Source organism: Streptomyces sp. G5(2025) (genome assembly GCF_049542075.1).
Classification (GTDB): domain Bacteria; phylum Actinomycetota; class Actinomycetes; order Streptomycetales; family Streptomycetaceae; genus Streptomyces.
This window is the reverse complement of record NZ_JBMUZT010000005.1, coordinates 1-16,230: the sequence shown is the minus strand read 5'-3', so window position 1 is coordinate 16,230 and position 16,230 is coordinate 1. Positions and strand designations below refer to the sequence as shown.

At 69.0% G+C, this 16,230-nt stretch carries 19 protein-coding genes and 1 pseudogene; 10 read left to right on the top strand and 10 right to left on the bottom strand.

Annotated features, from left to right (window positions below):
* Positions 1 to 268: 268 nt before the first annotated feature.
* Both tap and tpg read left to right on the top strand, forming a co-directional pair.
* Positions 269 to 2,128 (top strand): annotated as a pseudogene (gene tap / locus ACOBQB_RS10715) (telomere-associated protein Tap); the annotation flags it as partial.
* A gap of 4 nt (positions 2,129 to 2,132) precedes the next feature.
* On the top strand, positions 2,133 to 2,690 hold the full coding sequence (gene tpg, locus ACOBQB_RS10710; RefSeq protein ID WP_423590652.1) for a telomere-protecting terminal protein Tpg: 558 nt from the start codon (positions 2,133 to 2,135) through the stop codon (positions 2,688 to 2,690).
* A 252-nt stretch (positions 2,691 to 2,942) separates the two neighbouring features.
* On the opposite strand, the gene ACOBQB_RS10705 is transcribed toward tpg, so the two are convergent.
* Positions 2,943 to 4,007, bottom strand: a complete 1,065-nt coding sequence (locus ACOBQB_RS10705; RefSeq protein ID WP_423590651.1) for an aldo/keto reductase — start codon at positions 4,005 to 4,007, stop codon at positions 2,943 to 2,945.
* A gap of 126 nt (positions 4,008 to 4,133) precedes the next feature.
* Here ACOBQB_RS10705 and ACOBQB_RS10700 point away from each other — a divergent pair, with 126 nt between their 5' ends.
* Entirely contained in the window at positions 4,134 to 4,991 is an 858-nt protein-coding gene (locus ACOBQB_RS10700) for a helix-turn-helix domain-containing protein (RefSeq protein ID WP_423590649.1), read from the top strand.
* 131 nt (positions 4,992 to 5,122) lie between these two features.
* Here ACOBQB_RS10700 and ACOBQB_RS10695 read toward each other — a convergent pair whose 3' ends face one another.
* Positions 5,123 to 5,821 (bottom strand): endonuclease domain-containing protein, encoded by a 699-nt coding sequence (locus ACOBQB_RS10695; protein WP_423590647.1) that lies wholly within the window; start codon positions 5,819 to 5,821, stop codon positions 5,123 to 5,125.
* 521 nt (positions 5,822 to 6,342) lie between these two features.
* Here ACOBQB_RS10695 and ACOBQB_RS10690 point away from each other — a divergent pair.
* The 4 genes from ACOBQB_RS10690 (at position 6,343) to ACOBQB_RS10675 (ending at position 7,511) form a co-directional block, all read left to right on the top strand.
* Positions 6,343 to 6,621 (top strand): hypothetical protein, encoded by a 279-nt coding sequence (locus ACOBQB_RS10690; protein WP_423590645.1) that lies wholly within the window; start codon positions 6,343 to 6,345, stop codon positions 6,619 to 6,621.
* Between the two features lie 77 nt (positions 6,622 to 6,698).
* A complete protein-coding gene (locus ACOBQB_RS10685) occupies positions 6,699 to 6,872 on the top strand; it encodes a hypothetical protein (protein WP_423590643.1) in 174 nt (57 codons plus the stop codon).
* A 76-nt stretch (positions 6,873 to 6,948) separates the two neighbouring features.
* Positions 6,949 to 7,254, top strand: coding sequence for a DUF6247 family protein (locus ACOBQB_RS10680; RefSeq protein ID WP_423590879.1), 306 nt, complete (start codon positions 6,949 to 6,951; stop codon positions 7,252 to 7,254).
* Positions 7,251 to 7,511, top strand: coding sequence for a hypothetical protein (locus ACOBQB_RS10675; protein ID WP_423590641.1), 261 nt, complete (start codon positions 7,251 to 7,253; stop codon positions 7,509 to 7,511). Before ACOBQB_RS10680 ends, ACOBQB_RS10675 begins: the two co-directional genes overlap by 4 nt.
* Before the next feature lie 121 nt (positions 7,512 to 7,632).
* Here ACOBQB_RS10675 and ACOBQB_RS10670 read toward each other — a convergent pair whose 3' ends face one another.
* The 3 genes from ACOBQB_RS10670 to ACOBQB_RS10660 form a co-directional block, all read right to left on the bottom strand.
* Entirely contained in the window at positions 7,633 to 8,133 is a 501-nt protein-coding gene (locus ACOBQB_RS10670; protein WP_423590913.1) for a hypothetical protein, read from the bottom strand.
* Positions 8,134 to 8,531: 398 nt separating this feature from the next.
* Positions 8,532 to 8,777 (bottom strand): beta/gamma crystallin domain-containing protein, encoded by a 246-nt coding sequence (locus ACOBQB_RS10665; RefSeq protein ID WP_423590911.1) that lies wholly within the window; start codon positions 8,775 to 8,777, stop codon positions 8,532 to 8,534.
* Between the two features lie 848 nt (positions 8,778 to 9,625).
* On the bottom strand, positions 9,626 to 10,072 hold the full coding sequence (locus tag ACOBQB_RS10660) for a peptidylprolyl isomerase (protein WP_423590909.1): 447 nt from the start codon (positions 10,070 to 10,072) through the stop codon (positions 9,626 to 9,628).
* Positions 10,073 to 10,284: 212 nt separating this feature from the next.
* On the opposite strand from ACOBQB_RS10660, the gene ACOBQB_RS10655 reads away from it, so the two are divergent.
* Positions 10,285 to 10,722: a hypothetical protein gene (locus tag ACOBQB_RS10655; protein ID WP_423590907.1), complete on the top strand. Its 438-nt coding sequence runs from the start codon at positions 10,285 to 10,287 to the stop codon at positions 10,720 to 10,722.
* A gap of 53 nt (positions 10,723 to 10,775) precedes the next feature.
* A complete protein-coding gene (locus tag ACOBQB_RS10650; protein ID WP_423590905.1) occupies positions 10,776 to 11,348 on the top strand; it encodes a hypothetical protein in 573 nt (190 codons plus the stop codon).
* Here the strand turns inward: ACOBQB_RS10650 and ACOBQB_RS10645 are convergent.
* A complete protein-coding gene (locus ACOBQB_RS10645; RefSeq protein WP_423590903.1) occupies positions 11,318 to 11,473 on the bottom strand; it encodes a hypothetical protein in 156 nt (51 codons plus the stop codon). The genes ACOBQB_RS10650 and ACOBQB_RS10645 overlap by 31 nt on opposite strands.
* Positions 11,474 to 12,383: 910 nt before the next feature.
* Between ACOBQB_RS10645 and ACOBQB_RS10640 the strand changes: the two genes are divergently transcribed.
* Positions 12,384 to 12,764 carry a hypothetical protein gene (locus ACOBQB_RS10640; RefSeq protein WP_423590901.1) on the top strand — a complete coding sequence of 127 codons (381 nt, stop codon included), beginning with the start codon at positions 12,384 to 12,386 and terminating at the stop codon, positions 12,762 to 12,764.
* Positions 12,765 to 12,934: 170 nt separating this feature from the next.
* Here ACOBQB_RS10640 and ACOBQB_RS10635 read toward each other — a convergent pair whose 3' ends face one another.
* From ACOBQB_RS10635 to ACOBQB_RS10620, 4 genes are all read right to left on the bottom strand, one after another.
* Positions 12,935 to 13,138 carry a hypothetical protein gene (locus ACOBQB_RS10635; protein WP_423590899.1) on the bottom strand — a complete coding sequence of 68 codons (204 nt, stop codon included), beginning with the start codon at positions 13,136 to 13,138 and terminating at the stop codon, positions 12,935 to 12,937.
* A 64-nt stretch (positions 13,139 to 13,202) separates the two neighbouring features.
* Entirely contained in the window at positions 13,203 to 13,400 is a 198-nt protein-coding gene (locus ACOBQB_RS10630; RefSeq protein WP_423590897.1) for a hypothetical protein, read from the bottom strand.
* 503 nt (positions 13,401 to 13,903) lie between these two features.
* On the bottom strand, positions 13,904 to 14,392 hold the full coding sequence (locus ACOBQB_RS10625) for a hypothetical protein (protein WP_423590895.1): 489 nt from the start codon (positions 14,390 to 14,392) through the stop codon (positions 13,904 to 13,906).
* Positions 14,389 to 15,036, bottom strand: coding sequence for a helix-turn-helix domain-containing protein (locus ACOBQB_RS10620; protein WP_423590893.1), 648 nt, complete (start codon positions 15,034 to 15,036; stop codon positions 14,389 to 14,391). Before ACOBQB_RS10620 ends, ACOBQB_RS10625 begins: the two co-directional genes overlap by 4 nt.
* Positions 15,037 to 16,230 lie beyond the last annotated feature (1,194 nt).

Genomic DNA, 16,230 nt, shown 5'->3' with positions numbered 1-16,230 from the left:
CGAGGAAGAGCTGTTCGCGAACATCGACGCGCTGCTGGAGGAGGAGCCTCAGCTCCCGCCCCCGGCGGAGCGCGCCCGCCTTCGCGAGGCCGCCGGGCATCACCCAGGCCCGCCTCGCGACCGCGCTGAAGTCCACCGTGCAGACGGGTCAAGAACTACGAGAACGGCAGGAGCGAGCCGAAGTCGCCGCGCCTGGAGGCGTACCAGCGGCTCCTGAACGGATGGGCGGCGAAGTACCCCGCCCACGGAGTCCCGCCGCCCCAGCCCCCGTGGCCGCGCCGGCCACCCCGCCCCGGTGCCCGACACGTTCACCGGCCCGGCCGCATCCGCACCCGCCAACACGACCACCCCGGCGCAGGCTCCCGCCGCCCCGGCCGCGCCGGAGCGTCCCGCCCGTCCGGCCGGACGCCCGGCGACGTCGTCCCGGCGCCCGGCGGCGAAGAAGGCCGCCGCGCCCGCGACCGACCCGCGCTTCCCCTACGGCCCGCTCGCCGTCCTGGACGGCGACGGCTCCGCGTACGCAGTGGGCGGGATCGTGCTGGACTGCCCGGCGACCACCGTGGTGGAGCTGGTGGAGTGGACGCTGCGCGAGTCCGGTCTCGGCGCGCCGAAGCTGAATCGGTACGGCAAGGACAGCGACCCGCTGATCGTGCTCACCGCGGCCGCCGCCGTGAAGCTCGGGCTGCCCGAGCGCCTGGAGGGCCACGAGCAGCGCCGCTCCCTGCGCCTGCCCGAGGACCACCCCGTGGTCAAGCAGGTGGCGAAGGCGAAGTGGCAGCTGACCCAGCGCGGGTTCGGCCCGTGGGCGCGGATCTACCGCAAGGCGCAGGGCCGCGACCGGCAGTGCGTGCAGCTGGCGATCCTGTCCTGGGACGCCCTCGATGAGCGGTCCTGGCCCGGCGTAGCCGAGATGGAGCCGGCCGACATCGCCCGCGTCCTGGGCGTGTACGCGACCCGGGTCATCACCCCGCGCGGCTCCACCGCCGTCTCCGGCCTCGAGCTGATGACCGCGCTGCGCCCGCCGACGAAGGCCGTGCAGGACCCCACCACCGGGAACTGGGTCTCCGGCTACAACCCGGGCAGCCTCGGCATGGAGCCGATGGACCCGGCGCCGCCGGAGGCCACCCCGGAACACCCCGTCGTCGTGAACTCCGGCTGGACCGGCGGCTTCCTGAACGAAGAGGCGTACCAGTGGGTGCGGGACGTGGACACGCTCTCCGATGAGGAGTGCACCCTGCCGTACGCGGTCGGCCTCGACCTCAACACCGCGTTCCTCGCCGCCGCAGCCCGCCTGGTCGTCGGCCTCTCCGCCCCGGACCACTTCCACGCCCCGACGTTCAACCCGAAGATCCCCGGCTCCTGGCTGGCCGACCTGTCCCACATCGAGCTGGACCCGCGCCTGCCCAGCCCGTTCACCCCCGACGGCTCCCGCCCGACCGGCCCGGCCTGGCACCAGACGCACACCCTCGCCTACGCCCAGGAGCTCGGCCACGACGTGCACCCGATCGAGGCGTACCTGCGCCGCGAGACCGGCGCGTACCTCGACCCGTGGCACGACCGCCTCAAGAACGCCTACGTCGACACCCTCGCCGACATGGGCGTCACCCGGGACCTCTCCGACACCGAGTTCCTCGCGGCGATGGAGCACCACAAGGAGAAGGACCCGGCGCTGGCCGCCGTCCTCGCGGCGATCAAGGCCACGGTGAAGGGCGGCGTCGGCAAGCTCCGCGAGCGCCCCCAGGGCAAGCACTACAAGGAGGGCGAGCCGTGGCCGGCCCTCGCGCGGCCGACGTGGCGCCCCGACATCCGGGCCGCCGTCATCAGCAAGGCGCGGGTCAACATGCACCGCAAGCTCCGCAACATGGCGGACATGACCGGCCTGTACCCGCTCGCCGTGCTGTCCGACTGCGTCGTCTACCCGAGCCCGGGGACCTCCCCGCTCGACTTCCTCCCCTACGCCGCCTCGGGCAAGCCACAGCCGGGCGCCTTCCGCCTCGGGCCCACCCCGGGCCTGGCGAAGCTGGAGGGCGTCCAGCAGATGCTGTGGGCGGTCGACCTGATGGAGAAGGGCCTGAACCCGGCCCGCCACATCAAGGGCGGCGACGCCGTCCTGGACGAAGGGGAGTAGAACTGTGGGGGAGATCGAGGACGCGATCGAGCGGGCCGACCGCGAGGCGTTCACCAAAGACCCGCCCAAGACGTTGAAGGGTCAGATCGGGTTCCTGCTCAAGCAGTTCGGCAGCGCCAAGGCCGTCGCGGCGGAGCTCGGCGTCACCGCCGACTCCGTCAACCGCTACCGGCGCGGCGCCCGCAAGCACGCCCGCGCCGACGTCGCCGCGAAGATCGACGAGACGGTCAAGGCCCGCTGGCAGCCACTGGTGCGCAAGCGCCGCCAGAAGCAGGCCGCCACCTCGGGCGGGATCACAGTGGAGACCCGGGCCCGGTTCGGGTACTCCGCCGCCGTCGGCACGACCGACGACGGGCGGTTCCGCAGGCTCACCGTGCACCTCCCCGCGACGTACGCGCAGCGCCTGTTCGACGCCCGCAACTCCGGTGCGAGCGACCAGCAGATGCGTGGAATCATCGCCGAAGGCTTTAAGGAAGTGTATTTCCAGGACGGCGGAGGTCGCGCTATGGGACTGTCTGATGTGGAAATCAACGCCATCGATTACCTCGATCTGGATTACTGACTAGGAGCGAAATCATGACCACTGAATTCCCGGTGTGACTGAGCGCGTCACTTGGCCAGTGAGCGCTTCATTTGGCCGCTTGAGAACCTTCAGTGATGCACGTTGGTGAGTCGTGACACGCTGGTTGGAGCCTGGTCACGAGAGTTGGAACCAGTTCGACCGTCGCCGACGTGGAAGCGATCCGGACGTGGCTCGCCCGGACGGTGAGCCGACCGCGGCTCCGGGCTCCAGCTCCGGCCGCTGGCGGCCGGGTCAGCGGCGGGTCTCGATCCGCAGGTCGCCGGTGGTCACCCGGCGGATGGGCTCGCTCGTCAGCAGCTCGTGCGGCTGGCCGAGGGCGATCGCGCCCGCCGCGTCGAGCCGGGCCAGCTGGGCGTCCGTCAGCTCGACCGCCAGGGCGCCCAGGTTGTCCTCCAACTGGGCGGGGGTGCGGGCGCCGAGCAGCGTGCTCGTCACGCCTGGCTTCCGCAGCGTCCAGGCCAGCGCCACCTGGGCCGGGGTGTGCCCCAGCTCGCCGGCCACCTCCCGGACCACCCCGGCCACGCCGAGGCTGCGTTCGGTGAGGGTACCCAGGGCGAGGTTGTGGCTCCGGCGGGTGCTCCCGTCGGGGCCGGCGCCCGTTGCGCCCACGTCGTCCCGGCCGTACTTGCCGCTGAGCACCCCGCCGCCGAGCGGCGAGTACGGGATCACGCCCAGGCCCAGTTCCCGGGCCATCGGGATCAGGTCGCGCTCCGCGGTACGTTCGATCAGGCTGTACTCGAGCTGCAGCGCGACCAGCGGCGACCAGCCGCGCAGGTCCGCGATCGCCTGCATCCGGGACACCTGCCAGGCCGGGGTGTTGGAGATCGCCACGTACAGCACCTTGCCCTGCCGGACCAGGTCGTCCAGGCCGCGCAGGACCTCCTCGGCCGGGGTCCGGAAGTCCCAGACGTGCAGGTACAGCAGGTCGAGGTAGTCGGTGCCGAGCCGCCGCAGGCTGCCCTCCACCGAGCCGAACAGCGCCTTGCGGTGCCCGCCCCCGGAGTTTGGGTCGCCGGGGCGGCGTAGCGTGGAGTACTTGGTCGCCAGCACCAGGCGTTCGCGCTCCTCGTGGGCGAACTCGCCCAGCAGGCGCTCGGAGCTGCCGTCGGTGTAGGTGTCGGCGGTGTCGAGGAGGTTGCCGCCGAGCCCGACGTAGCGGTCGAACAGCTTGCGGGCTTCGGCCCGCTCGGCACCCCACCCCCATTCGGTGCCGAAGGTCGCGGTGCCCAGGGCCAGCGGTGAGACCCGCAGTCCCGAGCGGCCCAGCAGCCGGTAGTCGTCAAGGGCCAGTGCCATCAGGTTCTCCTGTGCTCGCGTGGTTCGTGTTCCGTTGCCGGGACCGAGTCTGCGGCGGCGGCAGACCCCGGATAAGGGAGGGACTTTCCTGGGAAGGCCGGTCCCACCCTGGCGGTTGGACCGGTCATGACGACACGAACCATGGACACCACCGAGGAACTGGCCGCCTTCCTGCGGAGCAAGCGCGAACGGCTGGACCCGGACCGGCTGGGCCTGCCCGCGCATCGGCGGGCCCGGCGGACGCCCGGACTGCGCCGCGAGGAGGTCGCTGAGCTGGCCGGGGTCAGCACCGACTACGTCGTCCGGCTGGAACAGGGCCGGGGGCTTCGACCCTCCGCGGAGGTGCTGGCGGCGCTGGCCCGGGCCCTGCGGCTGGCACCCGGCGAACGCGACTACCTCTTCGACCTGGCCGGACGGCGCCGCCCCGGCGGCACCCGCGGCGGGGCAGCCACCGGTCCGGCGCCGTCACTGGCCCACCTGGTCGACGAACTCTCCCCGCTGCCCGCCGCGCTGCTCAACCACCGCTACGACCTGCTGGCCTGGAACCCCGAAATGGCCTGGCTGCTACCGGAGTTCGACGCCGTTCCGCCGGAGCGGCGGAACGCGATGTGGCTCTGCCTGCTGCACCCGCCGATGCGCGGCTTCTACGCCGACCGCGAGGGGGTGCTGCGGGACGGCGTCGCCCATCTGCGCGCGGCTTGGGCCGGTCACCCGGAGGACCGGGCACTGGCCGGGCTGATCGCCGAATTTACCGCGCGGGACGAGGACTTCGCCCGGCTCTGGGCCGAGCGGGAGGTCCGCGTCAACGGCCGCGGCCGCAAGCTGCTGCGGCACCCGGCCGTCGGGACGATCGCCGTCGACTTCGAGGTTCTGCTCCCGCTGGAGGACCCGGAGCTGCGGCTTCTGGTCTACCGTGCCGCGGACGACGAGAGCCGCGCGTCCCTGCACCGGCTGTGCGGCGGTGACGGGTGCGAAGAAGGCTGACAACTCACGCTTGGTTGCAAGAAGCGTGACCACTTGGTGCCAACAAGCGTGTCCCACGGACCAGAAACCACAGCTCACCGACCCTCACTGGTTCCAACTGACGTGTCCAGGCTCAGTTGGTCAGGCCCTCTTTACGCCTTCAGGTAGTCGATCATCCTGCTGAGCGTGTCTGTGTTGTCCTTGACCTTGCCGAGCGCGATGTTGCAGTCCATGCAGAGCAGTCCGCGGTTGTGCCCGCGGGCATGGCAGTGATCGTCGTTGGCGTCGCCCATCCGGAAGTTGTCGGGATCGACCGTACTGAAGGGGGTCAGGCATGTGGCGCAGGCGTTGTCCTGATCCGTGAGCATCTGGGCGATGTCCTCGAACGTCAGGCGGTAGCCCTTCTTCAGGTTGCCCTTCGCGCTCTTGATCCGGACGCATTCGTTGCAGATGCGGCCCTCGCCGCGATTCTTGAAGCCGAACACGGCGTATTCGTGGCCCGATCGGCACTGCGTATCCCCCCTTCGGTAGGGCTCATACGGCACCGACTCCGGGTCGATCCCGCGTGCACGCAGCTTTGAGTCGCGCGTACAGCGCCGACAGCTCTGAGCGCCCGTCCTCGGGTTCACATAGGGCATGTTGGCGTCGTCAAACCCGTGCCCGTTCGCGCACTTTTCCCTGGGTACGGTGTTGTCAGAGGCCCCGTCACCTCTGCCACTCACAAATGCTCCGCTTCCCAGGTCCCGCCACAAGGCGGCGTGCTCGTGATCGACGCACAGCAGCTTGTTCTTGCAGTTGCGTGTGACTGTCTGTCCCGTGGCGAGCGGCGTGCCGGAGTAGTGCTCGAACACCGCAGCGTTGAACGAAGACGAGCGGGTTCTCACCTGCCGCATAGCGTTCGCCGTCGTAGTAGAGCGGGCGACCGTCTTTGTCCGTCATCCCCTTCCAGACCAGACATCCCGACTCCGTGCGCTCCACGTTCTGAAGCACTATCTCGATGCTGATCGGAGGCCGGGGACCTGTTCTCTCGAAGGTTCCGTGCTTCCGGTGGTAGCGGTAGCAGGCTTGGCACTTGGTGCCCCCCATCCGCGTCGCGGGCCTTCCACCGCCAGAGGCACAGAGCTTTGACATGGCGAAGATCCAAGCGCAGAGGTGCAGCCGAGCACAAACCGCAGATGGCAACCCAGCCATCCAGCCCCCATGAGACCTACCTCCGGGCCTGGGAGTTCCCCATGCCAACTCCCGGACGCGTTGGCCGGGCGCTCGGTGTGCTCAACCGGCCAACCGAAGTCCTCAGTCACACCCGGCCATCGACCGCGACAAGAGCCCGCTGCTCGACGCCGACCATGACGCTGTCCGTATCGCCGACGCGTTGCGTCGCAGCCCGCACATCACCTTCGTCGCCCCGGCCGCGCCCGGCGACGAGAGCGTCTGGTTCCGCGACGCCGACGGCACCGGCTTCGAACTGTCCCTGACCACCGTGGAGCCGGACCCCGAGGCTGAGCGGGTCGCCTACGCCTGGGACGCCGTCGTCGCCGCGATCGGCAACCACCCGCACTTCATCCGCGCCGCCCTCGAACAGCCCCCTTCGGGCCGCTCAACCTCGACACGATCACCGCCCTCACCCGCACCGGCAACGAATACACCCTGAAGCTGGCCGCCTCCCTGCTCCCCGTCGACGACCAGAAGCCCGGCGCCCCAGCCGCCGATGTCGAGCAGCCGCCCGAGGTGGTCACCAACATCCTCAGCGCCGTCGGCCAGCTCCGCGCTCGCCTCAAAAGCGACCCCGCCGCCATGACGTTCAACGCGACCGCCAACCTCCTGGAGCACATCGCCGGAACCTGGGACCAGCAAGACAACCAGACGCGTCAGCGCGCCTACATCCTCTCCCAGTCCCTGTAGGAGGAATCAGCTCATGTCCGCATCCACGGCCACACGGCGCGCGTACGGTGAGGTAACGACCCGCCGGGAGGACCAGATGAGCGCGCAGCCCAACCACGCACCCGTCACGCCGTACGCCCCCGCGCCCGGGGCGCCGGCCGAACTCCTCGCCCAGCTGCGCGCCGACAAGCGCGCGGCGACGTGGGTGCCCGCCTTCGAGCGCGAGTGGGCGGCCGCCCTCGAGGAATCCCGCCGCACGTTCTCCCTGGCCGGGCTCTACGAGGTCGTCCAGGACTGGCAGGGCCGCCTCGCGCACGCCCCGGCCGTCGACGCGTTCATCGCTTCCGGCTACGACGACAGCGACTTCATCGACGTGGCGGAGCTCCGCGGGCGGCGCCGGTGACCGAGCAGCCGTACGCGGTCCGCTTCTCCGCTCCGGCCGCGAAGGTCCTCGACACCCTGCCCGAGCACGTCGAAGACATGGTGTGGGACGTCCTGGACGCCGCCGCCGGCGACCCGTGGGGCTTCCGGCAGTGGAACGCCGACGACCCGGAGGGCGAGGACGTGCGCCACGCCTCCGTCGGCCAGCTCTCCCTCACCTACTGGGTGAACCGGCCCCTGCGCCGCCTGTCCGTCCTCACCTTCACCTGGCTCGGATAGCCACCGGCGAAAACGGCCTGACCCCGGCATCGCAACTGCCGGGGTCAGGCCGATTCCGATCGTAGCCACGCCGTATCCACCCGTTGCCACCCGGCGGCAAGCCGTATCCACCCGGCCGTTGTCACCAGGCGCCGCGGGGCCGGTCGGCACCGAGCCGCACCTCGCGCCGGCACTCCGGGCACTCCGGCAGCCCCTCCACCCGGCGCGGCCTATCGTCCTTCGCCCAGCTGAACCCGCACAGCGCCTTGTGCGTGACGCCCCGGAAGGATTCGTCCTTGATGGTGTGCGAGCCGTAGCCCGGCACCATCCAGGTGAACGTCGCCTCCCCGTCGTCCGGGGCGCCGTTCGGCCAGACGTACGCCGCCTCGGTCGTGGTGCAGCGCATCCGCACATCAGGCCCTGTCCAGCGCTTGCCGTACCGGAGCTCCGAGCTGGCGTCGACCGCGTCCGCGAGGCGCTCGAAGGACAGGTCGTAGTCGTTCATGTGCTTCCACTTGCCAGGTGGCTGCTCGCGCATCACCTTGCGGAACAGCAGCAGCCGCGCCAGGTCGTGCTGATCGACCCGGACCGTGTTCGTCTCCGCGTCGTAGCCGTACGTCGGGTCGTGGGGCTTCTTCGGCATCTGTGCAGAAGCGCGGTAGTTGTCACATAAGCAGGCCTGTTGTCACCGAAGCCACGGACGGCCTGCCAGCGTTCGTCTCCCGGTTCTGAAGACGGTGGAGTCGCCAGGCCCAGGAGGAGGAGTGATGATCGTTGTGCTCCCCTCCCGTTCATTGTCGAGCGGAGCGAGGAGGCGCGGGCGCACAGTTCTCCACGGCACTTCCCGCACGGCAAGTGCGCCCTCCGGTGGCGGGACTGCCCCGCGCCGCAGGGCGCACGACCTGTATGGCGGCCCAGGGCGTGGGACCTCCCAGTGGGCATTGGTTGACAACAGCCGGGCCTATGGTCTGCGAAGGCAGGGCTGGCTGTGCCCTTCCGCCCCGGAGGCCTGGTGCACGACATCGGCCGCTCGCCTAGGTCCTACAGGATGGTGATCTGCGAGATCTTGTGCACGGGGCGCCCCTCGGCCAGGATGTCCCACCGTTCCCACTTGTTCATTATGCGGGACTGGTACACGCCGTTGAGGTCCTTCTGGTACGTGACGACGACCTTGTTGTTGCCCGAGCGGACCAGGCCCACGCCGTACAGAGCCACATCGACCGTGCCGGCGTTCGCCCAGCAGACGACTGTCGAACTGGACTGTCCAGCACCGGTCCAGACCTTCATGAATTCGCCCTGGGGCGGCTGCGTGGAATTGGTAAAGCACTCATCCCCCCACACTCTGTTGATGGCGCCAGCAGGGGCGACAGAGAGCAGGGATGCAGTCAGTGCACCCAAGCCGACGACGAGAGCACTGCGAAGTAACTTCATGCCTCTCCATTCCTTCGAGCATTGCAAAGCATTGAGCCGACGCGGCCGCCCGGCGCCCCACGAGGCTCGGCTCGTGTCGCCGCCAGTCCCGCACGGGGCAGGTGAACTGCGACTGCGTCGATCCGGGCGCTTTGGTACTGAGCGAGACCCAGGCTCAGCCCCGGCCTCCCACAATGTGACCGTGGCCTTGCCCCAGCCCGACTCTGCAGCGCGGTCCGCCCCTACCGCCACAAGAGCGGAGCATTTTGGGACGCTGGAACGCGGAAACAGGCTGCACCCAGGGAAGACCTGACCTGCCTGGAACGCGGAAACGGGACGCATCAGGCCACACGGACGATGACGAGCGGTGGTTCCCTGAGGCCACTGACCCGGTTCGCGCTTCTTCTCGCGCCGCGAAGAACCTCAGGCTCGCGATCTTCGTTTCTGGTGACAGAAAGACTGCTGAATGAGCGTCTGTGACAAGTCGGATGCCTCGTTGGTGACAACCAGGCTGCCTCGACCGCCCCGTTTCAGCAGCTCAGCCGGTCCCGTTGGTGACAACTCCTGAGCTTCGGCTCAGCATCGGTCCTCGTTCGCGTTGCTCGGCGGTCAGCGCCGACCGCAGGGCGCGGCGGTACGGCCGGATGCTCAGCGAACCGGGCCCGCCGGAGCCACGCCGACCTCCACCGTCCGTGCGCCGGCCCACCCGCGAGGGGCTACGCGGCTCAGGCTGGCGGCGGCGTCGCGCCGGGCAGCTCCCCGGAGAAGGCCCACCACTGCTCGATCGTCCACACCACGACGCTGGAGCGGTCGGTGGACATCCGCAGCCACACCTCCTCACCGCCGGGCATGAGCACGACCTCCAGGTGCGGCTGCTCCCACGTGCCCACCGGGTACATCCACTCGATGCCGTCGGGCCACGTCCGCATCGCCACCGTGCGCACACTCAGCGCTGCGTCGAAGGCGTCCAGGGCGGTCTGAGGTATGCGCACCTCCGCCGGCTCACGCTCGATCCCCGCCAGGCCGGAGCCCTCGTAGCCGAACCCGTGCTGGCCGGTGGCCAGCTCGCGGAAGTTCTTCGCGGTCTTCGGGACGACCTTGTCGAACAGGTTGAAGACGATGCGGCCCGCGGCGTTGCCGTCAGTGGTGATATCGAAGAAGACGTTACTCATGGGGTCTATTCAGTCACACTGCGTACGCGATGGTAGTTCCGGCCCCACCGGCGGCCGACGATGCTGCCCGGACTCGACTGTGGCACGAACCGGTCGTCAAGATCATTTGGCAAACGAGCGAGATCTCCTGTCAGAGGTCAGGCTGTACCGGTGGGGGTGGTTTGGAGCGAACGCCGTCGCGCATCACCGGCGTCGGCCTAGCCTCCGGTGCCATGGATGACGAACTGACCAACGATGACCATCTCCGGGCCCTGGCGGCGCTGGAGGCCGTCGTCCAGAACAACGACGGCGCCCTCGCGGTCCTGGCCGGCGATGCGCACGAGCGCCCACTGGCGGCCCTGCTGGCTGCGTACGGGAAGCACACGCTCGACCGCGTCCTGCTTGCCGCGTTCGGGATCGAGGCCACCATGACCCGCGACGAGACCAGCCAGCGCGTCACGGAGCTCAACGGCGATCCAATGGCGCGCATCGTCTTCCTCCTGACCGACTCCCTGCACCACCAGGCCGCCCTCGCCGGCGACGACCTCACCACTGCCAAACGGATCGGCGGATCCATCCTGCTCGCGATCCACGCCTTCACCGACGCCGACGACCAGGACGCCCTCACCCTGCTGCGCGCCCTGCGTAACGAGGCACTCCAATCCGACTGAACCGCCCCGGTACACCCCTGGTCCGGCCCGCCCTCGCGCAGGACGATAAAGGCATGGGCACCCGCGGCCACGACCAGGAGCACGGCGTCGAACCGGCGCAGCCGCCGCTCACCACGGCCCGCGCCCGGGAGATGACGGCCGGGCTGCGTGAGGCGATGGACGACGTCCGGCGCTCCGTGTCGGTCCTCGCCGCCCGGATCCGCGACGCCCACGCCGCCCGCGTCTGGCTCCCCCTGGGGCACAGCAGCTGCGAGTCGTGCTGCCGGGCGGAGTTCGGCATCAGCCGCGCCCAGGCGTACCGGCTCCTGGACGTCGCCCGCGCCCTGGCCGCGATCCACGGCGCGGTCACCGCCGGCACCAAGACGTCCCGCACACCAGACATCGACCCGGGCGCCGCGGCCGCGCTCGACTCCGTCCCAGAGGGACATCCGCACCGCCTCGCCCCGCCGAACCGCCGGCGGCGGACCCGACCGTCACCGCGCTGCACCGCGTCATCGACGCCCTCGCCGCCAGCACCCACGCGATGGGGAGCTGGTGCTCGAATGAGGATGCTGACCAGGAGCGTGCTGCGCGGCTCACCATGCGGTTGGTCAGATCAATCTTGCACATTGCGGCTCTCGTCATGACGGCGCGCGGTTTGAGTCAGGCGCCGGACCAGCCAACCAACTCCGGCGATCAGCAGAGCCGCAGTGACGTTGCCACCAACGTCATGGATCAGGAAGCGCGCAATGTGCGCCGGCATCTCGTTCATGGCCATCAGACTCCCGCGCACCCGGGGCTCTCCTGACACCGCAGCGAATTTCACGCAACCTCTGCCTGGCCCTGACGAAGTTGGGATCATCTGAGCCAGGCGCGAACAGATGCGAACGGTTCTGGAAGGCGGGTTCTGTGGGGCGAGCTGGAGAACTAACGATGCCTGACCTTCCACCGGGTGCGAACCGCGTCTTAAGAGTGCATCTCTTCTTGCTACATGTTCGAGCTGGCGCCCCCTCGCCGGGAACCGTCGCCGCAGAGATGCCCTCGGAGAGCCGGTGTTCACGCACCACCGTCTATGCGGTCTTCTGCCAACCCAGAGTCACTCGGCGTGACCCCGTGATGGCGGTGGCCGATGTCCTGACGCAACGGATCCGCGGCGCTGACATGGAGGCTGAGCTCGACAAGGTGGACGAGCTTTGGCAGGCGGCATGGATGGAGCAGGCCGGGCTCAATCGGCTGGCGCCAGCCTGTGAGGGGATTTCGGCACGGAGTGCAGCCCACTGTGCGGGACCACTCGACCACGAGCCCGTGAGCCAACTGCCAACAACTGCCTGCGCACCGACGACCTCTCATGAGTCGTCGGTACCTCAGATGGGGGCCCTCGATGTACGTAAATGCCCGATGTGTGAGGCAATCCTGTTCATGCCTGTGAACCTCATGGGAAGGGCGCCGATCTACTGCTCAGTACAGTGCAGTAAGAAGGCACGAGCAGCGCAGAGGCAACGCGGTAGCGCTTGATCACTTCATGGACGCCGCCCGCTCCCTCGCTGTCCACGGCGCCGTCGCAGCCAGCACCGAGACGTCTCGCACGCGAGACAGCGACCCGGCCGCCTCGGCCTCGCTCGACTACGGTCCGCCCCAGCGCGCCTGATCGACGTCTCCAGCCGCAGCAGCGATGGCGCGGAGTGATCACCCGCCGACTCGCCAGGCTCGCCCACAGCGGCCTCCAAGCCCTCGACGAGGCCACGGTGCGCGCCGTGGCCAAGCCCTCGACGAGGCCACGGTGCGCGCCGTGGTCCGCCAGGCCGTCCGCGCCGCATGCCGATCCGCCGGTGGACCCGACCATTGCCGCGCTGCGCCGCGTCGTCGACGACCTCGCCGCCAGTACCCACGCGATCGGGGAGCTGATGCTCGAAGTCGCCCCGGCCTACCTCTCCGACCCCGAGGCCGCCGACGTCCTGGCGCTGCTGTGCGACCAGATCGGCGAACCCCTCGAACACGGCCTCGCCGCCCGCCGCTACGCAATGTCCGGCGACCGCCGTGCCCTGTACGGCACCGTCCTGTAGACCTCCCATCCCGGCTGCTCCTGTGAGGCACACAGCCCGTTTCCCCAGGTGGGCGCAGTGCGTGTGAGCGTGCGAGGTGTGAGCCGAGGGCCTGCGTCCGTGACATGCGTCCGCTGACAAGTGATCTTGACCGTTTGCCAGGTGAGTTTGACCGGCGGGAAGACCGCAGGTCAGGTGTAGACGTCCCGTCCGTACTCCTCGAGGCTCACCTGGAAGTTTTCCGGCCGGTCGCGGCGGAGCTCCTCGTATCGGACCCCGAAGATGTCAATCGCTTCATGGAGCGTGCAGCCGGACGCGTCCATGATCGCCTTGAGCGCCAGGATGATCCGGTGGTCCAGGATGTGGCGGTCCACGCTCTCGGGTAGGTCTTCCATGGGCTGACCGTACCGACGGGCGGTTGGATCGCGCCGGTCAATATCGCCTGGCAACCGGTCAAGATCACTTGTCAGAGGACCACATGCCGCTGCTCTTGGTCGTGCTGCTCGCCGTGGTGTGCAGCAGACTGCTACCCGGTGGGCAGCAGCCGTCGTGACCGTGCTGCTCGGGGTCCTGGTGGTGGTCCTCGGGTGCAGCCAGGGCGGCGTCGTGGGTGCAGCGCAGCATTTGCATGGGCCGGGCGGCACACGGGTGCTGCACGGGTAGCAGGCCAGCTCCAGCCGGTGCAGCACGGCCAGTTGCTGCACGCTGCTCGGACCCCGCTGCTACCCAGCCGACGTCCGCTGCTCCCAGGGCAGGCAGCAGGACCACGGACCCGTCCCGGCGGCTCGCAGATCTGCAATGTTCGGCAGGAGACCCATGCACGGCTGCTGCATGCAGCGCTGTAGGTCAGAGCCTGCTGACATAAGGGCGCCGTTCGGTGGCGCCCTGTCCACAAAACTGTGGCAGCAGCGCCACCATGTGGGACGGCTGCCTGGGGGCTTCCTGCAGAGGCGCAGAGGGGAACGGCGTACGCACGGGCCCGAGCGGTCGCCGGTTTGTTCTGGAGAACCAGAACAAACCGGTTTACCTGGTGCTACCGCCCTCTGGGCCGCGCGCCGCTGACCTGTGGCTTTCCCCCTGGAGGGGAACGGTGTACCGCTCCGAGCACGAGCACGGCGCCGCACCAGAGGTGCGGCGCCGTGTCGCCGGGCCGACGGGGCTCAGTGGACGCGCTTGAGGTGGGTCGGCTTGGTGATGCTGGTGACCTTGCCCTTGGCCTTCGCCTCGGCTTTGCGGGCCTTCTCGTCCAGATGGAGCTGGAAGCGGCGCTCGTACTCGTCCTCGAAGTCGCCGACGTCCAGGCGCATGGTCTTCGGCAGGGCCTTGACGGCTCGTTGTTGTTCGCGCGGGTCGTTGAAGGCGGCGATCATCGGGTGGAGCTGGAAGCGGCCGCGACGGACGACGGTGACAAGCCGGGCGGCGACCAAGTGCGGCATAGCCCGGCTGATCATGCCGCGCTCCATGGCAAGGCCGGTGGCGAGTTCGTCGTGCGTGGCCACGACCAGGCCGCCCGGCTCCTGCTCGCTCATCATGTGCAGCAGCAGGGTGTAGGCGGTGGGAGGCAGCCGCGGCACGTACGCGAGACCGTTGAAGCTGCCCCACAGCACGTTGCGGCGTGGAACCCATTCCTCTGCGGCAGCGGACGTCATGACGTGGCCTTCCCTTCCCCATCCGACTCCTTGCGCACTTCCAGTTTCGCGCCGGGAGCGGCCATCGCCCGGAACGCTTCGGGCGCGTCCGGGTCCTCCATGATCTCGCGCAACAGGTCCAGCTGCTCCACCCTGTCGCCCATACCCGCCTTGGAGCGCTTCTTCTCGCCCTTGCGCGGCTCCCTGAGCCCACCCCGCAGCGACGCGGCAGGGTTCAGCTGATAGACGCCCCGTTGAACCTTGCGCAGCGCCCCGTCAGCCTCCAGGACGTTGAAGACGCGGCTGATGTGGGGGCGGCTGTACCCGAGGGACCCGGCGACGTCCTCGTGGGTGGCCTCGATCAGGCCGCCGGGCTTCTGCGATCCCATGAGGGTGAACAGCACCACGAGGACGAACCGGTCGTCGTCGTACCGTACGGCGGCCCACCGCATGAACTCCAGGCTGTCCATCGAGAACGCCTCGCCGATGAACCCCGTGCTGGAGCCAATCGGGAAGACCTGGGCGGCGTGACCGGCGGGCAGCTCAAGGGTGGAGCCGGAGGACCGGTTGTACGCGGTGGGCGGTGGCTTCGGGCGCCGCCGGCGACGGGACGGCGTGCCAGGCAGCTTCGGCGCTGCGCTGCCGTCCAGGGGCCCTGAGCTCATGGGGTCGCTCTCTCCTTGATCGTCGTGGCGTCAGAACCATAGCGGAGAACCGTGGCAGTAGTGCCACCAAAACGCGGCAGCGCCGACACGAAAGTCGCCCGTACGTCAGCCCTGGACTGACCTTCGCCACCGAGACGGGTGTCGAGCGGCATCTGACGCCCCGCCTTGCGTTTGGTGGCACTACTGCCACCAAACGATGTTGCTGGGTCAGGATCTTCTGACATCCCGACCGAGATATGTCAGTCCTGGGCTGACATATCTTCCCAACTCCGACGCTCTCACCTGCGAAAACGTCCGGCTCTTGTCTCTAGAGCGTGCGCGCGCGTGATACCCGCTCTCCCCGCCCTGATCAAGCACCGCCACGCCGTGGGTTCGCCCCTCCAGCAGCAGAGTCAAAGCCCGCCCGCCCGGACCCCGTCGTGGCGCGCGCGGCTTCGCGTGCGGCGTCGCGCCCAGGTGCGGACCGTGGGCGGCAGCAGCGGCTCTGAGTCTCGGGTGGTGCCGACCGTGACGATCAAAAGCATCGAAGCGTGGCCGGTGTCGGTGGGCGGTTCCGCCGCCCGGCCCCGGGGGGCCGTTCGGCTCCGGTACCTCCGCACGTCGAATTTCAACGCTCACATATCGGGGCTTCCGTTCCGTGGCTAAGCAATATGAGGCTGCGCAATTCTGAATTTAACCGGAAGTTATTGGGCTGGGCTCAGGGTGGTGCAGCCAGGGCCCAAATGCTACACAGGCCGTCGCCATGATGCATCAACCCTGATGCGTGTTCGTTCTCCCGGGTGACACTCCGACGGATTCCGTCCCACTGTTGCGGGTTGGTGTGCATGCTGGCGGGGTACTGGTGAACGTGAGCGGCCGATTTCGAGGGTGGGCTCAGGGTGGAGCGCAGCGGAGCCCGTCACTGCGATAAGGCCGGCACCCCGTCAGGTCGATGGTCCGTCACCTCCGTTGGGGGGGTGGTGGCTGGGATTCCCAAGCCCTACACAGGCCCGCCCATGATGCATCTCCCCTTGCTGCCAGCCCGGCGACCGCGCTTGCGCGGTCGCTCTAAATTCGCGCTTGCGCGAATTGTTCTGCTTTAAATTCCGCTTGCGGAATTCCAGTCCCGCGCTTGCGCGGGAATCCGAATTGCGCTTGCGCAATTGGCTGTGCCCCGGCAAGCCGGGGCATGTGCCGCTGCACGGTGGATTCAAG

Bases quoted from the DNA above. Each gene is read 5' to 3' on its own strand.
- ACOBQB_RS10705 (WP_423590651.1), bottom strand. From the start codon at position 4,007: ATGGCACTGGCCCTTGACGACTACCGGCTGCTGGGCCGCTCGGGACTG.
- ACOBQB_RS10645 (WP_423590903.1), bottom strand. From the start codon at position 11,473: ATGAACGAGATGCCGGCGCACATTGCGCGCTTCCTGATCCATGACGTT.
- ACOBQB_RS10650 (WP_423590905.1), top strand. From the start codon at position 10,776: ATGGGCACCCGCGGCCACGACCAGGAGCACGGCGTCGAACCGGCGCAG.
- ACOBQB_RS10700 (WP_423590649.1), top strand. From the start codon at position 4,134: ATGACGACACGAACCATGGACACCACCGAGGAACTGGCCGCCTTCCTG.
- ACOBQB_RS10670 (WP_423590913.1), bottom strand. From the start codon at position 8,133: ATGCCGAAGAAGCCCCACGACCCGACGTACGGCTACGACGCGGAGACG.
- ACOBQB_RS10635 (WP_423590899.1), bottom strand. From the start codon at position 13,138: ATGGAAGACCTACCCGAGAGCGTGGACCGCCACATCCTGGACCACCGG.
- ACOBQB_RS10660 (WP_423590909.1), bottom strand. From the start codon at position 10,072: ATGAGTAACGTCTTCTTCGATATCACCACTGACGGCAACGCCGCGGGC.
- ACOBQB_RS10620 (WP_423590893.1), bottom strand. From the start codon at position 15,036: ATGAGCTCAGGGCCCCTGGACGGCAGCGCAGCGCCGAAGCTGCCTGGC.
- ACOBQB_RS10680 (WP_423590879.1), top strand. From the start codon at position 6,949: ATGAGCGCGCAGCCCAACCACGCACCCGTCACGCCGTACGCCCCCGCG.
- ACOBQB_RS10665 (WP_423590911.1), bottom strand. From the start codon at position 8,777: ATGAAGGTCTGGACCGGTGCTGGACAGTCCAGTTCGACAGTCGTCTGC.
- ACOBQB_RS10625 (WP_423590895.1), bottom strand. From the start codon at position 14,392: ATGACGTCCGCTGCCGCAGAGGAATGGGTTCCACGCCGCAACGTGCTG.
- ACOBQB_RS10655 (WP_423590907.1), top strand. From the start codon at position 10,285: ATGGATGACGAACTGACCAACGATGACCATCTCCGGGCCCTGGCGGCG.